The organism is Streptomyces sp. NPDC097981 (genome assembly GCF_040302565.1).
Taxonomy (GTDB): domain Bacteria; phylum Actinomycetota; class Actinomycetes; order Streptomycetales; family Streptomycetaceae; genus Streptomyces.
On the sequence record NZ_JBEORW010000011.1, the window covers coordinates 83648 to 101241 of the forward strand.

Genomic DNA, 17594 nt, shown 5'->3' on the forward strand with positions numbered 1-17594 from the left:
AGCCCCCGCCGGATTGTCCGGCGGGGGCTTCCGTGTGTCCGCGTCCGTCCGGGCCTACGCCGTCGCCGAGCGGTACTTGCGGACCGACAGGCCGCGGAACACCGTGATGATCAGTACGGACCACAGGACCGACGCGATCACCGGGTGCTGCATCGGCCAGGCCGCGGGGGCCTCGTATCCCGGCGGGAGGTTGCCGAACAGCTCGCGGCACGCCTGGACGGTGGCGCTGAAGGGGTTCCACTCCGCGATGTGCCGCAAGAAGGCCGGCATGTTGTCGGAGGGGACGAAGGCGTTCGAGATGAACGTCAGCGGGAAGAGCCAGATCAGCCCGCCCGAGGTGGCCGCTTCCGGGGTGCGCACCGACAGGCCTATCAGTGCGCCGATCCAGGAGAACGCGTACCCGAGCAGGAGCAGCAGGGTGAAACCGCTCAGCACCTCCACGGCGCTCGTGTGGGTGCGCCAGCCGACGAGCAGGGCGACCAGGGCCAGGACGACCAGCGTGAGGGTGGTCTGGACGAGGTCGGCGAGGGTGCGGCCGGTCAGGACCGCGCCGCGGGCCATGGGCAGCGAGCGGAAGCGGTCGATCAGGCCCTTGTGCATGTCGTCCGCGATGCCCGCGCCCGCGCCGGCCGTGGCGAAGGTGACGGTCTGCGCGAAGATGCCGGCCATCAGGAACTCGCGGTAGGCGGCGGGCGAGGTGTTGCCGTCGACGCTGATCGAGCCGCCGAAGACGTAGCTGAAGAGCACGACGAACATGACCGGCTGGATGACCCCGAAAATGATCATTTCGGGGATCCGGGACATCCGGATCAGGTTCCGCTGGGCGATGACCAGGGAGTCGTTGACGCCCTGCACTATGCCGCCGCGCGGGCGGGGCGCCGCGAGCTCCGGGGTCGGGGAGGTGGTGGTCACTTCGCCGCCTCCTTCGGCGCCTTGTGGGCCCGGCGGCCCTTGGCCTCGGCAGGAGCGGCCTCGCCGCCCTCCTCCTCGGCCAGGGCGGCCGCGTGGCCGGTGAGGGAGATGAACACGTCGTCGAGGGTCGGCCGGCGCAGGCCGATGTCGTCGATCTCGATGCCGCGGGCGTCCAGGTCGCGGATGACCTCGGCGAGGAGCTTGGCGCCGCCGGTGACCGGGACGGTCAGCTTGCGGGTGTGCTCCTCCACGGCGGTCTCGCCCTTGCCGAAGCCGGCGAGCACCGTGCGGGCTTCGGGTATGCGGTTGCGCTCGTGGACGACGACCTCGACGCGTTCGCCGCCGGTCCGGGCCTTGAGCTGGTCGGAGGTGCCGCGGGCGATGACCTTGCCGTGGTCGACCACGCAGATGTCGTGCGCGAGGTGGTCGGCCTCCTCCAGGTACTGGGTGGTGAGCAGCAGGGTGGTGCCGCCGGCCACGAGCTCCTGGATGACGTCCCAGAGCTGCTGGCGGTTGCGCGGGTCGAGGCCGGTGGTCGGCTCGTCCATGAACATGACGGGCGGGCGGACGACGAGTGCGGCCGCGAGGTCCAGGCGCCTGCGCATGCCGCCGGAGTACGTCTTCGCGGTGCGGTCGGCGGCGTCGGCGAGGTTGAACCGCTCCAGCAGTTCGGCGGCGCGGGCCTTCGCCGCCCTGCCGCTCATCTGGTACAGCCGGCCGACCATCTGCAGGTTCTCGCGGCCGGTCAGGTATTCGTCGACGGCGGCGAACTGGCCGGAGAGGCCGATCGCCCGGCGGACTTCGTTGGGGTGTTCGAGTACGTCGATCCCGGCGACGACGGCCTTGCCGCTGTCGGGCTTGAGGAGGGTGGTCAGGACGCGCACGGTCGTGGTCTTGCCGGCGCCGTTGGGGCCGAGCAGGCCCAGCACGGTGCCTTCGGGGACATCGAGGTCCACGCCGTCCAGTGCCCGTACCTCGCCGAAGGTCTTGACCAGGCCTTCGGCGTATATGGCGCCTGGCATAGGGGTTCTCCCACTGTGAATCAGGCCAGCAGAATCGTTACATTCCTGCGCAAATCCTTAGGGGTGCGAGGCAAGGCCCGCGCGGCCGCACGGGGGATCGCGAGAGGAACGCGGGGATCCCCCGGGGCCGCGGGATCCCCGCGCCGCCGAAGTCCTCACGCTATCGCGTTATATCGCGTACCGCCATGGGGATGCGGAGGGCGGTACGGCCGGCGCCGGTCAGCCCATGACCGTGTAACCGGCCGCGTGCAGCGCACGCGCGACCTCGGTGCAGTGCTCGGGACCCTTCGTCTCCAGGTGCAGCTCCACCTCCACCTCGGTGAGCCCCAGCCGTGGGTCGGTCCGTACGTGGCTCACGTCCAACACGTTCGCATCCACCACTGACAACACCCCCAGGAGCCCGGCCAGCGCCCCCGGCCGGTCGGCCACGCGCAGCCGCAGCGAGAGGTAGCGGCCCGCCGCCGCCATGCCGTGCCGCAGGATCCGCTGGAGGAGCAGCGGATCGATGTTCCCGCCGGACAGGACCGCCACCACGGGGCTGCCTCCGCCGTACAGTTCGGGCCGGCTCAGCAGAGCGGCCACCGGGCTGCAGCCGGCCGGCTCGACGACCAGCTTGGCGCGCTCCAGGCAGAGCAGCAGGGCGCTGGAGAGGGCGTCCTCGGAGACCGTGCGGACGCCGTCGAGGAGGTCCCCGATGATGTGGAAGGGGATGTCGCCGGGGCGGCCCACCTTGATGCCGTCGGCCATCGTGACCGGGTTCTCGATCGAGACCGGGTGCCCGACCCTCAGCGAGGGCGGGTAGGCGGCCGCACCCTCCGCCTGGACCCCGATCACCTTGACGTCCGGCCGCAGCGCCTTCACCGCGACCGCGATGCCCGCCGCGAGGCCGCCGCCGCCGATGCCGACGAGGATCGTCCGCACCTCCGGGCACTGCTCCAGGATCTCCAGGCCGACCGTGCCCTGGCCCGCGATGACGTCGCGGTGGTCGAACGGGTGGATGAACACCGCCCCGGTGCGGTCCGCGTAGTCCTGGGCCGCCGCCAGGGTCTCGTCGACGACCTGCCCGTGCATCCGCACCTCGGCCCCGTACTCCTGGGTCGCGGCCACCTTCGGCAGCGGCGCCCCGACCGGCATGAACACCGTCGCGCGGACGCCGAGGAGGGAGGAGGCCAGGGCCACGCCCTGCGCGTGGTTGCCGGCGCTGGCCGCGACCACGCCGGCAGCCCGCTGCTCGGGACGCAGGCCCGCGATGCGCACGTACGCCCCGCGCAGCTTGAAGGAGCCGGTCCGCTGGAGGTTCTCGCACTTGAAGTGGACCGGGGAGCCGGTGAGGGCGGAGAGGTACCGGCTGCCTTCCATCGGCGTGACCCGGGCGACGCCCGAGAGCATCTTCTGGGCCCCCCGGACGTCGTCGAGGATCACCTGGGGGACGGGCACGGGCACGCGGTAGTTCATGCCGCCAGTCTCGCAGCCCTCGCGGATCACGGCTCCGGGCCGCGGAACAGCACAGTCCGCACCGGGCACACGCCAGAGGCCCGAGCCTGCCCGAGGTTCGGCGAACAGCGGCCGCCGGGGGCGAAATCCCGCCATCCGGGACGGGCCGGGGGGCTTGGGCGATACCGCCCGTACCAGTTCTCGTACGAGGCGTACGGGCCGCCCCACGGCCGCGTACTCTGTCCCCCATCCTTGTCGGACCCACGTGAAGAGAGCTCACGGCCATGCCCTCCACCCCGGCCAATTCCGACCTGCCCACGGCGGGCGAGGCGCCCGCCGAAGCCGGTCTCCTCGACGCGCTCCAGCACCAGGTGGCCGTCTTCGCCCGCCGCGCCGAGCAGACCCGCCTGGGCGGGGTCGGCCAGGCCCGCAACTCGATGGACCGCGCCGCGTACCTGCTGCTCAACCGGCTCGACCTGGAAGGCCCGATGGGAGTCAAGGCGCTCGCCGGCGGCATGGGCATCGACTCCTCCACCGTCACCCGCCAGGTCGCCCCGCTCGTCGACAGCGGCCTGGTCAAGCGCACCTCGCACCCCGAGGACGGGCGGGCCGTGGTCCTCGCGCTCTCCCCGCGCGGCCTCGCCCGGCTCGAAGAGGTCCGCTCCTCGCGTCGCGAGCTGATGGCCCGGGTGACCGAGGGCTGGAGCGAGGGCGAGCGCGAGTCCTTCACCGGGCTGCTGACCCGTTTCAACGGCTCGCTGTCGGAGCTGATGGGCGCCGTCTCGGAAGCGGGCCCCGCCTCCTGAGACCGGGCGTGAGCCGGGGCCGTCCGACCTCTTGACCGGGGCGGTCCCGCTGCCCGCACTATGTGGCCTGTGGACGACCACGGGCCGGGCGCCTATGCGGAGTTCGAAGCCTTCGTCGCGGGCGCGGCGGGGCGGCTCCTGCACGTCGCCGTCCTGCTGACGGCCGAACCGGAGACCGGACCCGCCGCCGCCCGCCGGCTGCTCACGGACGCGCTGGCCCGCACGTACGCGAGCTGGCACCGGGTACGCGGCGACGACCCGTACGACCACACCCGCCAGGAGCTGTGCGCCGCCTTCGCCCGCACCGGCCGGCACCACCACGGAGGTACGGGACCCCTCGCGCGGCTCGGCCCGCTGGAACGTCTCGTGCTGGTGCTGCGCGTGTACGAGGGCGTCGCGGAGGAGGTCACGGCCGCCCAGCTGGGGCTGCCGGTCGAGCGGGTGCGGGTGCTGTGCAACCGGGCCGTGGCCGAGGTGCGCTCCCAGGAGGCCGCATGAGCGTCCCCGACCGTAAGGAAGCCCAGGTCAGACGGCTGCTGGAGGGCCCGCACCCGGTGGTCCCGGCGGGGCTGGCCGCCAGTGCCGCGGCCCGCGGGGACCGGCTGCTGCGCCGTCGGCGGGCCCTGCGCCGGGCCGGCTGGACCCTGCTGTTCGCGGCGGCGGTCGCCTTCGCGGTGTGGGCCTCGCTGGCCCACCCGTGGGAGGTCCCGCCGAGCGATGTCTCCCCGCCCCTGGAGGGCTGGTAGCCACCGCCCGGCGGCCCCTCCCCGACGGACCTAGCCGAGGGCCTGGGTCAGGTCCGCCAGCAGGTCGTCGGCGTTCTCGATGCCGACGGACAGGCGCACCAGGTCCGCCGGGACCTCCAGGGCCGAGCCGGCCACCGAGGCGTGGGTCATGCGGCCCGGGTGCTCGATGAGGGACTCGACGCCGCCCAGGGACTCGGCCAGGGTGAAGATCTTGGTGCGGGCGCAGACCGCGACGGCCTCCTCCTCGCCACCGGTGACCTGGAAGGAGATCATTCCGCCGAAGTTGCGCATCTGCTTGGCGGCGACCTCGTGGCCCGGGTGCTCGGCCAGGCCCGGGTAGAGCACCTTGTGCACCTTGGGGTGGCGGGTCAGCATCTCGGCGACCTTCGCCGCGTTCTCCGCGTGCCGGTCCATGCGGACGGCCAGCGTCTTGATGCCGCGCAGCACGATCCAGGAGTCGAAGGGGCCGGCCACGGCGCCCATCGCGTTCTGGTGGTAGGCCAGTTCCTCGCCGAGCGCAGCGTCGGCGGTGACGAGCGCGCCGCCGACCACGTCGGAGTGGCCGCCCATGTACTTGGTCAGCGAGTGCACGACCACGTCGGCGCCGAGCGCGAGCGGCTGCTGGAGGTAGGGCGAGGCGAACGTGTTGTCCACGACCAGCTTGGCGCCCGCCGACCGCGCGATGTCGGCGACGACGGCGATGTCGGTGATGCCGAGCAGCGGGTTGGAGGGGGTCTCGACCCAGATGACCTTCGTCTTCGGGGTCAGGGCCGCCTGTACGGACGCCGGGTCGGAGGTGTCGGCCACCGACCACTCGACGCCCCAGCGGGAGACGACCTTCGCGAAGAGGCGGAACGTGCCGCCGTACGCGTCGTTCGGGATGACCACGTGGTCGCCCGGGGCGAGCAGCGTACGCAGCAGGCAGTCCTCGGCGGCGAGCCCGGACGCGAAGGCGAGGCCGCGCCGGCCGCCCTCCAGCGCCGCGAGGTTCTCCTCCAGCGCGGTCCGCGTCGGGTTCGCGCTGCGGCTGTACTCGTAGCCGCCGCGCAGTCCGCCGACGCCGTCCTGCTTGTACGTGGACACCTGGTAGATCGGGGGCACGACCGCGCCGGTCAGCGGGTCCGCCGTGTTGCCCGCGTGGATCGCGCGGGTTTCGAAGCTCTGGTGCTCGTGGCTGTCGTCGCTCATGGGCAGAGCCTAAGCCCCGGCCGCCGACGCGCCCACCGCACACCCACCGCTGCGGCATTGGCCTTTGCGCGGGTGCGTCTGGTTCGCTTGGGAGCATGGAGATTCTGTGGTTCCTGATCGCGATGGGCCTGGTCGTGGCCGCCTTGAGCCCGTACATACGGCGCAGGCGGGCCGGCATTCGTCTCGTCGCCCCGGGCAGCCCTGACGCGGCCGACCCCGAGAACTACGGCTTCGCCCGCCAGGAGCAGCTCGACATCCGCGTCCCGGGCCCCGACGAGGACCTGATGGACGCCCTCGAAACCGTGCAGCGCACGGGCCGGTGGCAGGCCGCGTCCCAACTGCTGGCCGGGACCCCGAAGGAGGGCGAGCTGCGGTGGCAGCGGATCCAGGCCTTCGGCGGGGCCGCGGCCCTGGAGCTGGTCGCGGAGCCCGGGGTCGGCGCGCGCTGGCTGAAGGCGTGGCGGCTGGAGGCGGAGGAGGACCCGGGCGGCGCGCAGGTGCACGCGGAACTGCTGGTGCAGCAGGCGTGGCGGCACTCGGACGGCGTGGGCTCCACGGACCACCGGATCATCCTGGAGGAGGCCCGGGAGGCGTGCCGCAAGGCGACGCTGCTGGCACCGGGCGATCCCGTCCCGTACATCACGGAGCTGGCGGTCGCACGGGCCCTGGGGTATTCGGAGGCGGAGTTCGACGCCCTCTGGGCGAAGGTCATCGACATCGCGCCGGCGCACATGGGCGCGCACCTGGCGGCGCTGCACTACTGGTGCGAGAAGTGGCACGGCTCGCGGGAGAAGGCGGACACCTTCGCGCACGCGGCGGCGGCCCGCGCCCCGCAGGGCTCACTGCTGGCGGCGCTGCCGCTGTTCGCCGTGTACGAGCACGTGCCCGAGGTGGTCCTGACGAACTTCCACCAGGGCGCGGTGGTGATCCGGGCGGTGGAAGGCGCGCTGTACGCGGTTCACACCGCCCGCCAGGACGACCCGGTGCTCGCGCACGTACGGCACATGCTGCTGTCGTTCCTGGTGCCGACGCAGCGCTGGGCGGAGGCGATGGAGCAGGTCCGCCACGTGGACGGCTACGTGGGCGCCCTGCCCTGGTCGGCCTCCCCGGACCCGGCGGCGCAGTACGCGGTGATCCGCGCCCTCGCGGTGGCGGGCTACGAGGCCAACGGCGGCTCCCCGGCGACGCTGCCGCACTGACACCCCGGCCCCGGACGACCACCGGGGCCGACGTCACCGCCGGGGCGGCACCGGGGCCCGCCCGGTCCCGCCCCGGCCTGGTTCCGCGACCGCCCGGAACGGCCCCCGCAGCCTCTGCGGCACTGCCCCGCGGCCGCCGCTGCACCGTCCCCGCAGGCCCGCCCGGCACCCGTTCGCGCTGGCCGGCGCCCGCTGCGGGCCCGACCGGGGGCGGACATAGCCGGACGCACCCCCGCACCCCGCCCCGGTCCGCGGCGGACCTGTGCCCCGGCCCTCGTCAGACCCGTCGCCCCCGCTTAAGGTGCGCGTAAACACCGCACCATCTCCCTGGGGGGATCCGTCCTACATGGGCGCTTCGCTTCGCGCTGTCCGCGCGCTCGTCCTTCTCGCAGGCTTCTACCTGCTCAGCTTCGTCCTGCTGGCCGTCCTCGCGGCCGCCGACTGGGCCACCGTCACCTGGCTGCAGGGCGGCCTGGCCGGCAAGATCCTCATCGGCTCGGTGGTCCTCGCCGTTCCGATCGTGCGCGGCATGTTCATGCTCCGCACCCCCAAGGGCGACCCGCAGCCCGGCGTCCCCGTCACCGAGCAGCAGGAACCCGTCCTTTGGCAGACGGTCCGCGACATCGCCGCGCAGGTCGGCACCCGCGCCCCGGACGAGATCCTGCTGATCGACGAGGTCAACGCCGCCGTCAGCGAGGACGCCCGGCTGCTGGGCCTGCTGCCCGGCACCCGCCGCCTGTACCTCGGCCTGCCCCTCATGGCGGGCCTGGACGAGATGCAGCTGCGCGCCGTACTCGCCCACGAGATGGGCCACTACGCCAACCTCGACACCCGCCTCACCCCGCTGATCGCCCGCGGACGGGCCCAGCTGATCCGCACCATCGGGCACTTCCACGACCGCGCCGACACCAAGGTCGCCAAGGAGCGTGCCCGGCAGGAGAAGGCCGCCGAGAAGCGGCTCGCCAAGGGCAAGAAGGCCAAGGCGGTCGACACCGACGGCCACGGCGCGATGTACCGGGCCATGGCGCAGGTCTACACGGCGTACGCGCACTTCTACATGCGCGCCACCCTCTCCGGCAGCCGCCGCCAGGAGCTCGCCGCCGACATGGCCTCGGTCCGCGTCGCCGGCCGCGACTCCGCAGCCTCCGCGCTGCGCGAGCTCAACGCCCTCGGCCCCGCGCACGACTTCTACATGGACTCGTACGCCACCCTCGGCGTCCGCGCCGGCCTGCTGCCGCACCCCGGCCAGGTCTTCGGCGGCCTGCGGCAGCTGCTCGACGCCCGCTCGGCCGAACTGGACGGCCTGCGCCGGGAGCTGTCCACCGAGCCCGCCTCCCCGTACGACTCCCACCCCGCGCTCGCCGAGCGCGTCGCCCGCATCGAGGCCCTGCCCGACGACGGCCGCGGCGGCGCGCCGGCCCGCCCCGCGCTTGAGCTGCTCGTCTCCCCGCCGGTCGCACTCGCCGCGCTGGAGCAGGCGGTCCTGAGCCCGCAGGCACTCGCGCTCACCCGGGTGGACTGGCCGGACCTCGTCCACGAGAGCATGACCCGGTACGTCGGCGAGGGCGCTCAGGAGATCCGCGAGGCCCTCGCCGCCGAGGGCGCGGGACCCGGCCTCGGCGGACTGCTGGACGCGATCGACGCGGACCCGGCCGTGCTCTGGCGGATCGCCGACCGCCTCCCGAAGTCCGAGGAGGCCGCCGCCGCCACGGGCCGCACCGCCCGCGAGTTCGCCCGCCCGGTGCTGCGCCGCGCCGTGAACCAGCTCGCCGGCATCGAGCTGACGGAGCAGGGCCGGGCCCGCTGGGAGCTGTCCTGGAGCGACTCGGCGTCGCTGCGCTACCCCCACGAGGCCTTCGCCGAGGAGCTGGCCCCCGCCCTCGACGCGGCCGTCGCCGACCGCCCCGACACCGAACCGCTGCGAAAGCTGGTGCTCGCCCCGTGACCGACAAACTGATCACCATCGTCCTGCTGCTGATCGTCGGCGGCGCGTACCAGTACTTCTCCGGCCGGACCAGGACGAAGAAGGCCCCGGCCACCCCGCAGGGCCAGGCGCCCGGCGCCCCGGACCAGGCGGCGGAGGCCGCCGCCGAGAAGAAGGCCCGCGAGGCGGCCGCGGTCGTCGCGCTCGGCTTCGTCGCCGAGGCGGACCTCGACACCGAGAACGCGCAGCCCGTACCCGCCGGACGGACCGCGGCCGGGGCCGCCGTCCGGTCCGGCGACTGGGAGGCGGGCGCCGCGTACATCGAGGAGGCCGGGAGCGACTGGGAGGAGCGCTGGCAGCGTGTGCGCGCGCTCTCGGAGCTCGCGGCGCAGGACGACGCCTGGCTGCTGGCCTGGCATGCGGCCCGCCCGGCGGATCCCACCGCGGCGCTGGTCGACGCGGACACCGCGGTGCAGGTGGCCTGGAACGTCCGCGGCAGCCAGGCGGGCAGCCGTACGACCCAGGAACAGTTCCGGCTCTTCCACGAGCTGCTGCTCAAGGCGCGCACGGCGGTGCTGGAGGCCCAGCGCCTCGCCGACCCGGCCGACCCGGTCCCGTACGTGGTGGAGCTGCCCATCGGCTACGGCCTCGGCTACCCGCACGAGCAGTACGAGAAGCTGTGGTCGGAGGTGGTCGCGCGCGATCCGAAGCACCTGTCGGCGCACACCTCGGCGCAGCAGTACTGGTCGGCCAAGTGGCGTGGTTCGCACGAGCTGGCCATGGACTTCGCCCGCCGGGCGGCGGCCGGTGGTGCACCGGGCGAGCTGCTGTCCCTGCTCCCCCTGATCGCGTTCGTGGAGCAGGAGTCCTGGGACGAGGACCTGCGGCCGGAGACCTTCTTCAAGGAGCCGGAGGTCGCCGCCGCGGTGGACGCCGCGCTCGTGGACCTGGCGGCGGCCGACCCGGCCGACCGGCGGGCGGTCCGCCTGCGGCACGTCCTGGCGTGGCTGCTGTTCTGGCTGGACCGGGACGCCGAGGCGGTGGAGCAGTTCCGCATGATCGACGGCCACATCGGCGCCCTGCCCTGGATCTACGCGGGCTCCCCGCAGGGCCGGTACCTGCACGCCCGCAACTGGGCGGTCCGGGTGACCGAGCTGGAGTCCTGAGCGGCTGAGCGGGCAGTGACGCAAATATGACGCTGCGGTGACGTCCCGGGTGGGGGCGGGCGGGCGGGGAATCCCGGCCCGCCCCCGTCCGTTGAGGGAGAACCACTAGGAGGGAATCCATGTTCTCGTACCGCCGCACGCCCGAGCTCCCCACCCGCGAGGAGGCCCTCCAGGGCCGCGCGACCCCGCAGTTCTCGCTCCCGGACCGGCACACGGTCCTCGGCAACCCGCTCGCCGGCCCGTACCCGGCCGGCCTGGAGGTGGCCGACTTCGGCCTGGGCTGCTTCTGGGGCGCGGAGCGCAAGTTCTGGCAGACCCCGGGGGTGTGGACCACGCTGGCCGGCTACCAGGGCGGCTTCACCGAGAACCCGACGTACGAGGAGGTGTGCTCGGGCCTGACCGGCCACACCGAGGTCGTCCGCGTGGTGTTCGACCCGGCGCAGGTCTCCTACGCCACCCTCCTGAAGCTGTTCTGGGAGTCCCACGACCCGACCCAGGGCTTCCGCCAGGGCAACGACGTCGGCACCCAGTACCGCTCGGCGGTCTACACCCACTCCGCGGCCCACCAGGCCGAGGCCGAGGCCTCCCGCTCCGCGTACCAGCAGGTCCTGACGTCCTCGGGCTACGGCGACATCACGACGGCGGTCCTCCCGGCCACGGAGCGCCCCTTCTGGCCCGCGGAGCCGTATCACCAGCAGTACCTGGACAAGAACCCGGACGGCTACTGCGGCATCGGCGGCACGGGGGTCTCCTGCCCGATCGGCGTGGCCAAGGCGCCCGCGGCGCCCGGGGAGTGAGCCCCCCGCCCCACTCGCCGTCCCGGCACCCCAACGGCTGACCCGGCTCCGGCAGGCCCACGGACCTGCCGGGCCGGCGCTGCCGCGGGATCTTCGCGGGCGGCGGCACATCGCCTGGACGAGTTGCCGCCCGGAATCAGGCCGGAGCCGGGTTCGGCATGACGTGCGACCGCCCGCCCTTCGGCGTACGGTCGGAGAAGAACCCGGCGTCGGATGCAGTGGCCTGCTCGTACTGCCTCTCTGTGTGGACACCGGACCCACAACGCTCATTGCCTTCCTGGCCGCTGCCGAGCGACTCTTCACGGCACGCGGAAGGAGATTTTGCGATGCGCAGACGACTGGCATGTCTGCTCGCGGCGGCCGCCCTCTCGGTTCCCACCATGACGAATGCGGTTCCTGCGACTGCGGCCCCCGCTGCGAGGACGCATGGGGCGTGCAGCCCGTACGAGCACGTCGATGCCCAGGACCCCACGACCCACCAGCCGCTCCGAGTGCGGATGCATCTGTGTCTGAAAACAAACAGCGCCGACCGGACCTGGGCCCTCGCGATATTCGCGAACGACGAACACATAGTTCCGAACGCGACGGCAGCCACTGGTCTCAGTTCTTACATCGGCATCAAGAACGCCGGCGGAGTCGACAGTGGTCTGGTCTACTGCGGCGGCCATCTCCTGCTTCCCGACGGCACCGTCCAGAGGATCTGTTACCACCAGGGACACTTCCCTGACCTGTCTCGTCGACGGCTGCAAGCCTATGCGGTCGTGACTGTGACGGGCGGCCCTGGCGAGGTGTCAATGAGGACTCCCTGGGTCTCCTACCCCTGATGCCCGTCCCGGAGGAGGCGGAAGCGCCGTGCGGGCGACCGCCCGGGGTGGCCGCCTCGCTCCGGCGGGCGGGTCAGATCGTCGACGCGTCGATCACGAAGCGGTAGCGGACGTCGCTCGCCAGTACCCGCTCGTACGCGTCGTTGATCTCGTCGGCGCGGATCAGCTCGATCTCCGAGCCCAGTCCGTGCTCGGCGCAGAAGTCCAGCATCTCCTGCGTCTCGGCTATCCCGCCGATCATCGAACCGGCGAGGGTCTTGCGGCCGCCGATGACGGAGAACAGGTTCAGCTCGACCGGCTCCTCCGGAGCGCCCACGTTCACGAGCGCGCCGTCGACCTTGAGCAGGCCGAGGTACGCGTCCAGGCCGAGCGGGGCCGAGACCGTCGAGATGACCAGGTCGAAGGCGCCGGCCAGCTTCTCGAAGGTGGTCTCGTCGCTCGTGGCGTAGTAGTGCGAGGCGCCCAGCCGCAGGCCGTCCTCATGCTTGCGCAGGGACTGCGAGAGGACGGTGACCTCCGCGCCGAGGGCGGCCGCGATCTTCACGCCCATGTGGCCGAGGCCGCCCAGACCGACGATCGCGACCTTCTTGCCGGGGCCGGCCTGCCAGTGCTTCAGCGGGGAGTAGAGGGTGATCCCCGCGCACAGCAGCGGCGCGGCGACGTCGAGGGACAGGCCGTCGGGGATGCGGACGGTGTAGTTCTCGTCGACGACGAGGTGTGTGGAGTAGCCGCCGTACGTCGGCTCGCCCTCCTTGTCGCGGTCGTTGTACGTCTGGGTCATGCCCCGGGAGCAGTACTGCTCCTGGCCGCGCAGACAGTACTCGCACTCGCGGCAGGAGTCGACGAAGCAGCCGACGCCAACGTGGTCGCCGACCGCGAACTTCGTGACGCCCGTGCCGACTTCGGCGACGACACCGGCGATCTCGTGGCCCGGGACCATGGGGTAGGCGCCCTCGCCCCAGCCGTCGCGGACCTGGTGGATGTCGGAGTGGCAGATGCCGGCGTACTTGATCTCGATGAGGACGTCGTGCTCGCCGACGGGGCGGCGCGGGACGGTGGTGCGTTCCAGCGGGGCCTTCGCGGCGGGAGCGGCGTAGGCGGCGACCTGGGTGACGGACATGGGGAGGACTCCTCGAACGCTGCTGAAAAGATCTGCGGTGCGACGAACGATGCCGGACCGGGCGCCCGGCACCCAGCCCCCTGTCCTGCCTAGGACTGGCGGTCCTACCCCTGGCGGGGTCAGGAACAGGACCCCCGTCGCGCGGGCCGCCCGGCGATACTGGCGGCATGGACCAGCTTGATCAGCGTGCCGAACTGGGTGAGTTCCTCCGCTCCCGCCGTGCGCGGCTGCGCCCCGGGGACGTGGGCCTGCCGGAATACGGGCGCCACCGCCGGGTCCCCGGGCTCCGCCGCGAGGAGCTGGCGCAGCTGGCGGGGGTCTCGGCGGCGTACTACACGCGGCTCGAACAGGGGCACGGGCAGAACGTGTCCGCGGAGGTGCTGGACGCGATCGCCCGGGCGCTGCGCCTGGACGGCACGGAGACGGCCCATCTGACCCACCTGGCCCGCCCCAGGCCCCGCAGGCAGCGCGCCAGGCAGCACCGGGCGGAGCACGTCCGGCCGGAGCTGCGGACCCTGATGGACGCGATGGACGGGGTGCCGGCGTACCTGGTGGGGCGGCGTCAGGACGTGATCGGCTGGAACCGGCTGGCGGCCGCGGTCTTCGGCGATTTCGGGGCGCTGCCGGCGAAGGAGCGGAACCTCGTACGGCTCGTGTTCCTGGACCCGGCGACGGTCGAGCTGTACAGGGACTGGGAGTGCCGGGCCTGCGAGGTGGTGAGCAACCTGCGCATGTACGCGGGCCAGCACCCGGAGGACGAGCAGCTGTCGGCGCTGGTCGGGGAGCTGTCGGTGAAGAACGAGGAGTTCCGCCGGCTGTGGGCGGCGCACACGGTGGCGGACAACAAGACGCGCGGCGTGAAGCGGCTGCGGCACCCGCTGGTGGGTGAGATGGACCTGGCCTTCGAGACGCTGGCCCTTCCGGACGACTCGGCGCAGTTCCTGGTGACCTTCCACGCCGCTCCGGGCTCGCCCTCGGCGGACGCCCTGCGCCTCCTGGCCTCGTGGTCGGCCCCGACGGCCACCGCCTCCGCCTCGTCCGCCTCCACTTCGGCCACCTCGGCCACCTCGGCCTCGGTGGAGGCGGACGGGGCTACAGCTTGATCTGGAAGATGCCCGCGGCGCGCTCGCGGCGGTATCCCAGGGCGGCGTTCACCGTGCGCATCGGGGTGTTCTCGTCGGCCACCGAGGTGGCGATCTCGCGGAGGGCGGGGAAGCGGGCGGTGGTCTCCGCGAGCATGCGGAGTTTGACGGTGCGGCCGAGCCCGCGGCCGCGGTGGGCGGGGACGACCACCGTGTCGTACTGGAGGGCGCGCGGGCCGGCCGGGTCCGGGAGCACCAGGGACGTGTACGAGGCCACCTCCCCGGCGGGGGTCACCGCCGCGACCATGAGCATCCGGCCGCCGCGGTCCAGGACCACCCGCTGCACCATGTGCAGGCGCTCCGCGGTCCAGGCCGGGGGCTGCTCGTCCATGTCCCCGGTCGGTGCGTCCTCCATCGCACCGTGGGCCACGGCGGCCGCGGCGGCCCAGGCGTCGGGGACCAGGCCATCCCAGCACAGCAGCGTGTAGCCGGCCGGAAGTCCGGGTTCTGCGGCCGGCGCCGCCGCCACGTCCTGGACGTACCAGGTGAACGGCAGCACGTTCTCGAAGCCCAGCGACTCTGCGAACACGTGTCCCGGGGTGCCCAGGTCGACCGGCGTGGAGACGGAGGTGCGGCCGCGGGCCAGCAGTTCTGCGCGGACCTGCCGCCACAGGGCCGTGCCGACGCCCCGCCGGCGCGCGTCCGGACGTACCGTCAGCAGGTCCAGCGAGGCGGTGTGCGCGTTGCCGGCGTCCGTGAACAGCAGCAGGCTCGCCACGCCTTCGTCCGCCGCCCAGTGCGTGAAGCGGCCGGCGCTCGGCGGCACCCGCAGCCGTCCCGCGATCTCCGCCCGGGTGGGGGCGGGCACGCCGGGCAGGTCGGCGGCGTGGGACGCGGTCACGACCGCGGCCCAGGCCTCCACCTCGGCGTCGGCCGGCGGCAGGGACAGCGGTGTGAGGACGAGATCCATGATCCGGACCCTAGCCCCGCTCCGGTCCTGGCGCTCGGAAGTTTCCGCCGGAACGGCGGATGGCGGGGAGCCTCCGTCAGGGGCTCCCCGCCATCCGCGGGAGTTCGGCCGGAACCGGGTTCGGCCGGAACCGGAGGTCAGGAGGCCGTGCCGGCCTTCCAGTCCGCCCAGCTCATGTTCCAGCCGTTGAGGCCGTTGTCCGGCTTGATGGTCTTGTCCGGCGAGTTGACCACCGTGACGACGTCGCCGATGAGCGAGTTGTCGAAGAACCAGGCCGCGGGCTGGTTCGGGTCGTTGGCACCCTGGGCGTCGTTCAGACCGACGCAGCCGTGGCTGGTGTTCTCACTGCCGAAGATCGAGTCCGATCCCCAGTAGTTGCCGTGGATGAAGGTGCCCGACTGGGACAGCCGCATGGCGTGCGGCACGTCCTTGATGTCGTACTCGCCCTTGCCCTCGCTGTTCTTGAAGCCCACGGTGGAACCGTCCATCCGGGTCTCCTTGAACTTCTCGGAGATCACCATCTGGCCGTTGTACGTCGGGTTCGCCGGGGAGCCCGCGGAGATCGGGATGGTCTTGAGGACCGCGCCGTCCCGGGTGACCGTCATCTTCTTCGTCTTCGTGTCGACCGTGGAGACCTGGCTGCGGCCGATCTTGAAGGTGGCGGTCTTGTTCTGCACGCCCTGAACGCCGGGGGCGCCCTGCACCCCCTCCAGCGTCAGCTTCAGCGTGACGGTGGAGTTCGCCTGCCAGTACTGCTCGGGGCGGAAGTCCAGGCGCTCCGCGCTGAACCAGTGCCCGACGACCTCCTGACCGCTGCTGGAGGTGACGGTGATGGCCGCCTGGACCGCCTTCTGGTCCTTGATCGGCTTGTTGAAGGTGATCGAGACCGGCATGCCCACGCCGACGGTCTGGCCGTCGTCCGGGATGAACGAGCCGACGAAGCTGTTCTCCGGGGAGACGGTGGTGAAGGAGGTGTTCTCGTGCGCCTCCTTGCCGTTCGCGTCCTTGGCGGTCGCCGACAGGGCGTACTTCGTGGAGCGCTTCAGCGCGGCGTCCGGCTTCCAGCTCTTGCCGTCGGCGGCTATCTTGCCGGCCACGGCCGCGCCCTCGGAGGTCTTCAGCTCGACCGCGGTGAGGGTGCCGTCACCGACGGCGACGTTGGTCGCGTCGTTCAGGCCGACGTTGGTCGCGCCGTCCTTCGGCGTGATCGTTATCTTGGCCTTGGAGGCGTCCTTGGCCGCGGCGGCATCGACGTCCGACTGGGCATTGCTGCTCGCACCCCCGCCCTTGGGCTTGTCGTCACCCCCGCCGTTGCACGCCGAGAGCACCAGTACGCCACCGAGCACGGCGGATATGGCCACCAGGGACCTTCTCCGCCGCTTGCTGTCCGTCCTCACACGCCACTCCATCGTTGCCTGAACCCCCGAGCTTCCCCCGGCATCCGCCGGGTGGTGCCCCGATCGGGCAGGGGGCCACGCCCCCTGCCTCGCACCAGTCAACGCGATGTGCACCCGTATCGGTTCCACATTCCGTTTGAATGTGGGCCACCACACGGTCAGGCGTTGTCGGTCGTCTCTTCGTCGAATTCCCCATCTTCCTCGCCCAGGTCCCACTCCATGGACTCGGGGTCGTATTCGACGGGCTCGCTGCTCCAGGAGGCCTGCGCCAGGTCCACCCCGGGGATGTCCGCGACCAGGTCGGTGGGGTCGACGAGGTACGCGAGCGCCTCCGATTCGTCCTCCCGCACGGCCGACTCGGCGTGGCCGCGCTCCTCGTCCGGCATGAACTCGTCGGCCTGGATGTGGGCGAGCGCGGCGTCGGTGAGCGCCTCGGGGTTGGGCACCTCCAGTACCAAATCCACCTGAAGCCGTACGTACCGTGATGTGTCAGAAGGGTTCATACGACGGAGCGTAAGCCCGCGGCAGCCCCGGCTTTCCCGCGACCCGCCCTTGTCCGTAGCATCACCGCACACGGCCAATTCGCTGCTTCCGCAAGGGGGATCGCACCGTGTCCGCACGCCGACCGCTGCTCACCGCTCTCGGAGCGACCACCCTCCTCGCCGTCCTCTGGTTCGTGCCTTCGGCCAACGCCACCGCACCCGGGTCCACGGCGCCGGAGTCCGCGACGTCCGGTTCCACGGGCTCCGGTTCCACGGGCTCCGGTTCCGAAGCGCCGGCCTCCGGGAACACCGCCGGGCCCGGAGCGGTGACCACGCTCGTGGACGCCCCCCAGGACGCCACCGCGCAGACCGCCGGCCAGGTCCCCCTGGGGCTCGCCGACACCGGCGGGGTCGACACCACCCCGTACCTGCTGGGCGGCACGCTCTGCCTGGGCCTCGGGGCCGGCTCCGTCACCTTCTCGGTCCGCCGCTCGCGCGCCTAGCGCCCGGCAGTACGGGCTCCCG

General features: G+C 72.5%; 18 protein-coding genes. 10 read left to right on the forward strand and 8 right to left on the reverse strand.

The features are described from left to right. Window positions 1-54: 54 nt before the first annotated feature. The 3 genes from ABTY04_RS13415 to ilvA all read right to left on the reverse strand — a co-directional run bounded on the left by ABTY04_RS13415 (window position 55) and on the right by ilvA (window position 3389). Window positions 55-912: an ABC transporter permease gene (locus tag ABTY04_RS13415; protein ID WP_352213499.1), complete on the reverse strand. Its 858-nt coding sequence runs from the start codon at window positions 910-912 to the stop codon at window positions 55-57. After that, complete coding sequence (locus tag ABTY04_RS13420; protein WP_352213500.1) at window positions 909-1934, reverse strand: ATP-binding cassette domain-containing protein; 1026 nt, start codon at window positions 1932-1934, stop codon at window positions 909-911. Before ABTY04_RS13420 ends, ABTY04_RS13415 begins: the two co-directional genes overlap by 4 nt. A gap of 219 nt (window positions 1935-2153) precedes the next feature. Next, window positions 2154-3389 (reverse strand): threonine ammonia-lyase, encoded by a 1236-nt coding sequence (gene ilvA, locus ABTY04_RS13425; protein ID WP_352213501.1) that lies wholly within the window; start codon window positions 3387-3389, stop codon window positions 2154-2156. A 263-nt stretch (window positions 3390-3652) separates the two neighbouring features. Here ilvA and ABTY04_RS13430 point away from each other — a divergent pair, with 263 nt between their 5' ends. The 3 genes from ABTY04_RS13430 (at window position 3653) to ABTY04_RS13440 (ending at window position 4920) form a co-directional block, all read left to right on the forward strand. Next, a complete protein-coding gene (locus tag ABTY04_RS13430; protein ID WP_352213502.1) occupies window positions 3653-4174 on the forward strand; it encodes a MarR family winged helix-turn-helix transcriptional regulator in 522 nt (173 codons plus the stop codon). A 69-nt stretch (window positions 4175-4243) separates the two neighbouring features. After that, window positions 4244-4672 carry a sigma factor-like helix-turn-helix DNA-binding protein gene (locus ABTY04_RS13435; RefSeq protein ID WP_352213503.1) on the forward strand — a complete coding sequence of 143 codons (429 nt, stop codon included), beginning with the start codon at window positions 4244-4246 and terminating at the stop codon, window positions 4670-4672. Next, complete coding sequence (locus ABTY04_RS13440; RefSeq protein WP_352213504.1) at window positions 4669-4920, forward strand: hypothetical protein; 252 nt, start codon at window positions 4669-4671, stop codon at window positions 4918-4920. Before ABTY04_RS13435 ends, ABTY04_RS13440 begins: the two co-directional genes overlap by 4 nt. Before the next feature lie 30 nt (window positions 4921-4950). Here the strand turns inward: ABTY04_RS13440 and ABTY04_RS13445 are convergent, their stop codons facing one another. After that, the gene (locus ABTY04_RS13445) at window positions 4951-6108 is read right to left on the reverse strand and encodes a cystathionine gamma-synthase (RefSeq protein WP_352213505.1); all 1158 of its coding nucleotides are present in this window, start codon (window positions 6106-6108) and stop codon (window positions 4951-4953) included. Window positions 6109-6203: 95 nt separating this feature from the next. Here ABTY04_RS13445 and ABTY04_RS13450 point away from each other — a divergent pair, with 95 nt between their 5' ends. The 5 genes from ABTY04_RS13450 (at window position 6204) to ABTY04_RS13470 (ending at window position 12018) form a co-directional block, all read left to right on the forward strand. Further along, the gene (locus ABTY04_RS13450; RefSeq protein ID WP_352213506.1) at window positions 6204-7307 is read left to right on the forward strand and encodes a hypothetical protein; all 1104 of its coding nucleotides are present in this window, start codon (window positions 6204-6206) and stop codon (window positions 7305-7307) included. Between the two features lie 346 nt (window positions 7308-7653). After that, window positions 7654-9252: a M48 family metallopeptidase gene (locus tag ABTY04_RS13455; RefSeq protein ID WP_352213507.1), complete on the forward strand. Its 1599-nt coding sequence runs from the start codon at window positions 7654-7656 to the stop codon at window positions 9250-9252. Further along, complete coding sequence (locus ABTY04_RS13460; RefSeq protein WP_352213508.1) at window positions 9249-10397, forward strand: hypothetical protein; 1149 nt, start codon at window positions 9249-9251, stop codon at window positions 10395-10397. The genes ABTY04_RS13455 and ABTY04_RS13460 overlap by 4 nt, the downstream gene beginning before the upstream one ends. A gap of 119 nt (window positions 10398-10516) precedes the next feature. Beyond that, entirely contained in the window at window positions 10517-11194 is a 678-nt protein-coding gene (gene msrA, locus ABTY04_RS13465; protein ID WP_352213509.1) for a peptide-methionine (S)-S-oxide reductase MsrA, read from the forward strand. 326 nt (window positions 11195-11520) lie between these two features. Continuing rightward, window positions 11521-12018, forward strand: coding sequence for a hypothetical protein (locus ABTY04_RS13470; protein ID WP_352213510.1), 498 nt, complete (start codon window positions 11521-11523; stop codon window positions 12016-12018). Window positions 12019-12091: 73 nt separating this feature from the next. On the opposite strand, the gene ABTY04_RS13475 is transcribed toward ABTY04_RS13470, so the two are convergent. Further along, entirely contained in the window at window positions 12092-13138 is a 1047-nt protein-coding gene (locus tag ABTY04_RS13475) for an NAD(P)-dependent alcohol dehydrogenase (RefSeq protein ID WP_352213511.1), read from the reverse strand. Between the two features lie 167 nt (window positions 13139-13305). Between ABTY04_RS13475 and ABTY04_RS13480 the strand changes: the two genes are divergently transcribed. After that, a complete protein-coding gene (locus ABTY04_RS13480) occupies window positions 13306-14241 on the forward strand; it encodes a helix-turn-helix transcriptional regulator (protein WP_352213512.1) in 936 nt (311 codons plus the stop codon). Here ABTY04_RS13480 and ABTY04_RS13485 read toward each other — a convergent pair. The 3 genes from ABTY04_RS13485 to ABTY04_RS13495 all read right to left on the reverse strand — a co-directional run bounded on the left by ABTY04_RS13485 (window position 14231) and on the right by ABTY04_RS13495 (window position 17090). Continuing rightward, window positions 14231-15190 carry a GNAT family N-acetyltransferase gene (locus ABTY04_RS13485; protein WP_352213513.1) on the reverse strand — a complete coding sequence of 320 codons (960 nt, stop codon included), beginning with the start codon at window positions 15188-15190 and terminating at the stop codon, window positions 14231-14233. The genes ABTY04_RS13480 and ABTY04_RS13485 overlap by 11 nt on opposite strands. A 137-nt stretch (window positions 15191-15327) precedes the next feature. Beyond that, complete coding sequence (locus ABTY04_RS13490; RefSeq protein WP_352213514.1) at window positions 15328-16599, reverse strand: L,D-transpeptidase; 1272 nt, start codon at window positions 16597-16599, stop codon at window positions 15328-15330. A 146-nt stretch (window positions 16600-16745) separates the two neighbouring features. Continuing rightward, window positions 16746-17090 carry a hypothetical protein gene (locus ABTY04_RS13495; RefSeq protein WP_352213515.1) on the reverse strand — a complete coding sequence of 115 codons (345 nt, stop codon included), beginning with the start codon at window positions 17088-17090 and terminating at the stop codon, window positions 16746-16748. Window positions 17091-17197: 107 nt separating this feature from the next. Here ABTY04_RS13495 and ABTY04_RS13500 point away from each other — a divergent pair, with 107 nt between their 5' ends. After that, on the forward strand, window positions 17198-17572 hold the full coding sequence (locus tag ABTY04_RS13500; protein ID WP_352213516.1) for a hypothetical protein: 375 nt from the start codon (window positions 17198-17200) through the stop codon (window positions 17570-17572). Window positions 17573-17594: the final 22 nt, after the last annotated feature.

What these genes read in the sequence shown, in the direction of transcription:
- ABTY04_RS13475 (WP_352213511.1), bottom strand. Translation starts at nt 13,138, where the DNA reads ATGTCCGTCACCCAGGTCGCCGCCTACGCCGCTCCCGCCGCGAAGGCC.
- ABTY04_RS13430 (WP_352213502.1), top strand. Translation starts at nt 3,653, where the DNA reads ATGCCCTCCACCCCGGCCAATTCCGACCTGCCCACGGCGGGCGAGGCG.
- ABTY04_RS13455 (WP_352213507.1), top strand. Translation starts at nt 7,654, where the DNA reads ATGGGCGCTTCGCTTCGCGCTGTCCGCGCGCTCGTCCTTCTCGCAGGC.
- msrA (WP_352213509.1), top strand. Translation starts at nt 10,517, where the DNA reads ATGTTCTCGTACCGCCGCACGCCCGAGCTCCCCACCCGCGAGGAGGCC.
- ABTY04_RS13420 (WP_352213500.1), bottom strand. Translation starts at nt 1,934, where the DNA reads ATGCCAGGCGCCATATACGCCGAAGGCCTGGTCAAGACCTTCGGCGAG.
- ABTY04_RS13485 (WP_352213513.1), bottom strand. Translation starts at nt 15,190, where the DNA reads ATGGATCTCGTCCTCACACCGCTGTCCCTGCCGCCGGCCGACGCCGAG.
- ABTY04_RS13480 (WP_352213512.1), top strand. Translation starts at nt 13,306, where the DNA reads ATGGACCAGCTTGATCAGCGTGCCGAACTGGGTGAGTTCCTCCGCTCC.
- ilvA (WP_352213501.1), bottom strand. Translation starts at nt 3,389, where the DNA reads ATGAACTACCGCGTGCCCGTGCCCGTCCCCCAGGTGATCCTCGACGAC.
- ABTY04_RS13490 (WP_352213514.1), bottom strand. Translation starts at nt 16,599, where the DNA reads ATGGAGTGGCGTGTGAGGACGGACAGCAAGCGGCGGAGAAGGTCCCTG.
- ABTY04_RS13495 (WP_352213515.1), bottom strand. Translation starts at nt 17,090, where the DNA reads ATGAACCCTTCTGACACATCACGGTACGTACGGCTTCAGGTGGATTTG.
- ABTY04_RS13470 (WP_352213510.1), top strand. Translation starts at nt 11,521, where the DNA reads ATGCGCAGACGACTGGCATGTCTGCTCGCGGCGGCCGCCCTCTCGGTT.
- ABTY04_RS13450 (WP_352213506.1), top strand. Translation starts at nt 6,204, where the DNA reads ATGGAGATTCTGTGGTTCCTGATCGCGATGGGCCTGGTCGTGGCCGCC.
- ABTY04_RS13440 (WP_352213504.1), top strand. Translation starts at nt 4,669, where the DNA reads ATGAGCGTCCCCGACCGTAAGGAAGCCCAGGTCAGACGGCTGCTGGAG.
- ABTY04_RS13445 (WP_352213505.1), bottom strand. Translation starts at nt 6,108, where the DNA reads ATGAGCGACGACAGCCACGAGCACCAGAGCTTCGAAACCCGCGCGATC.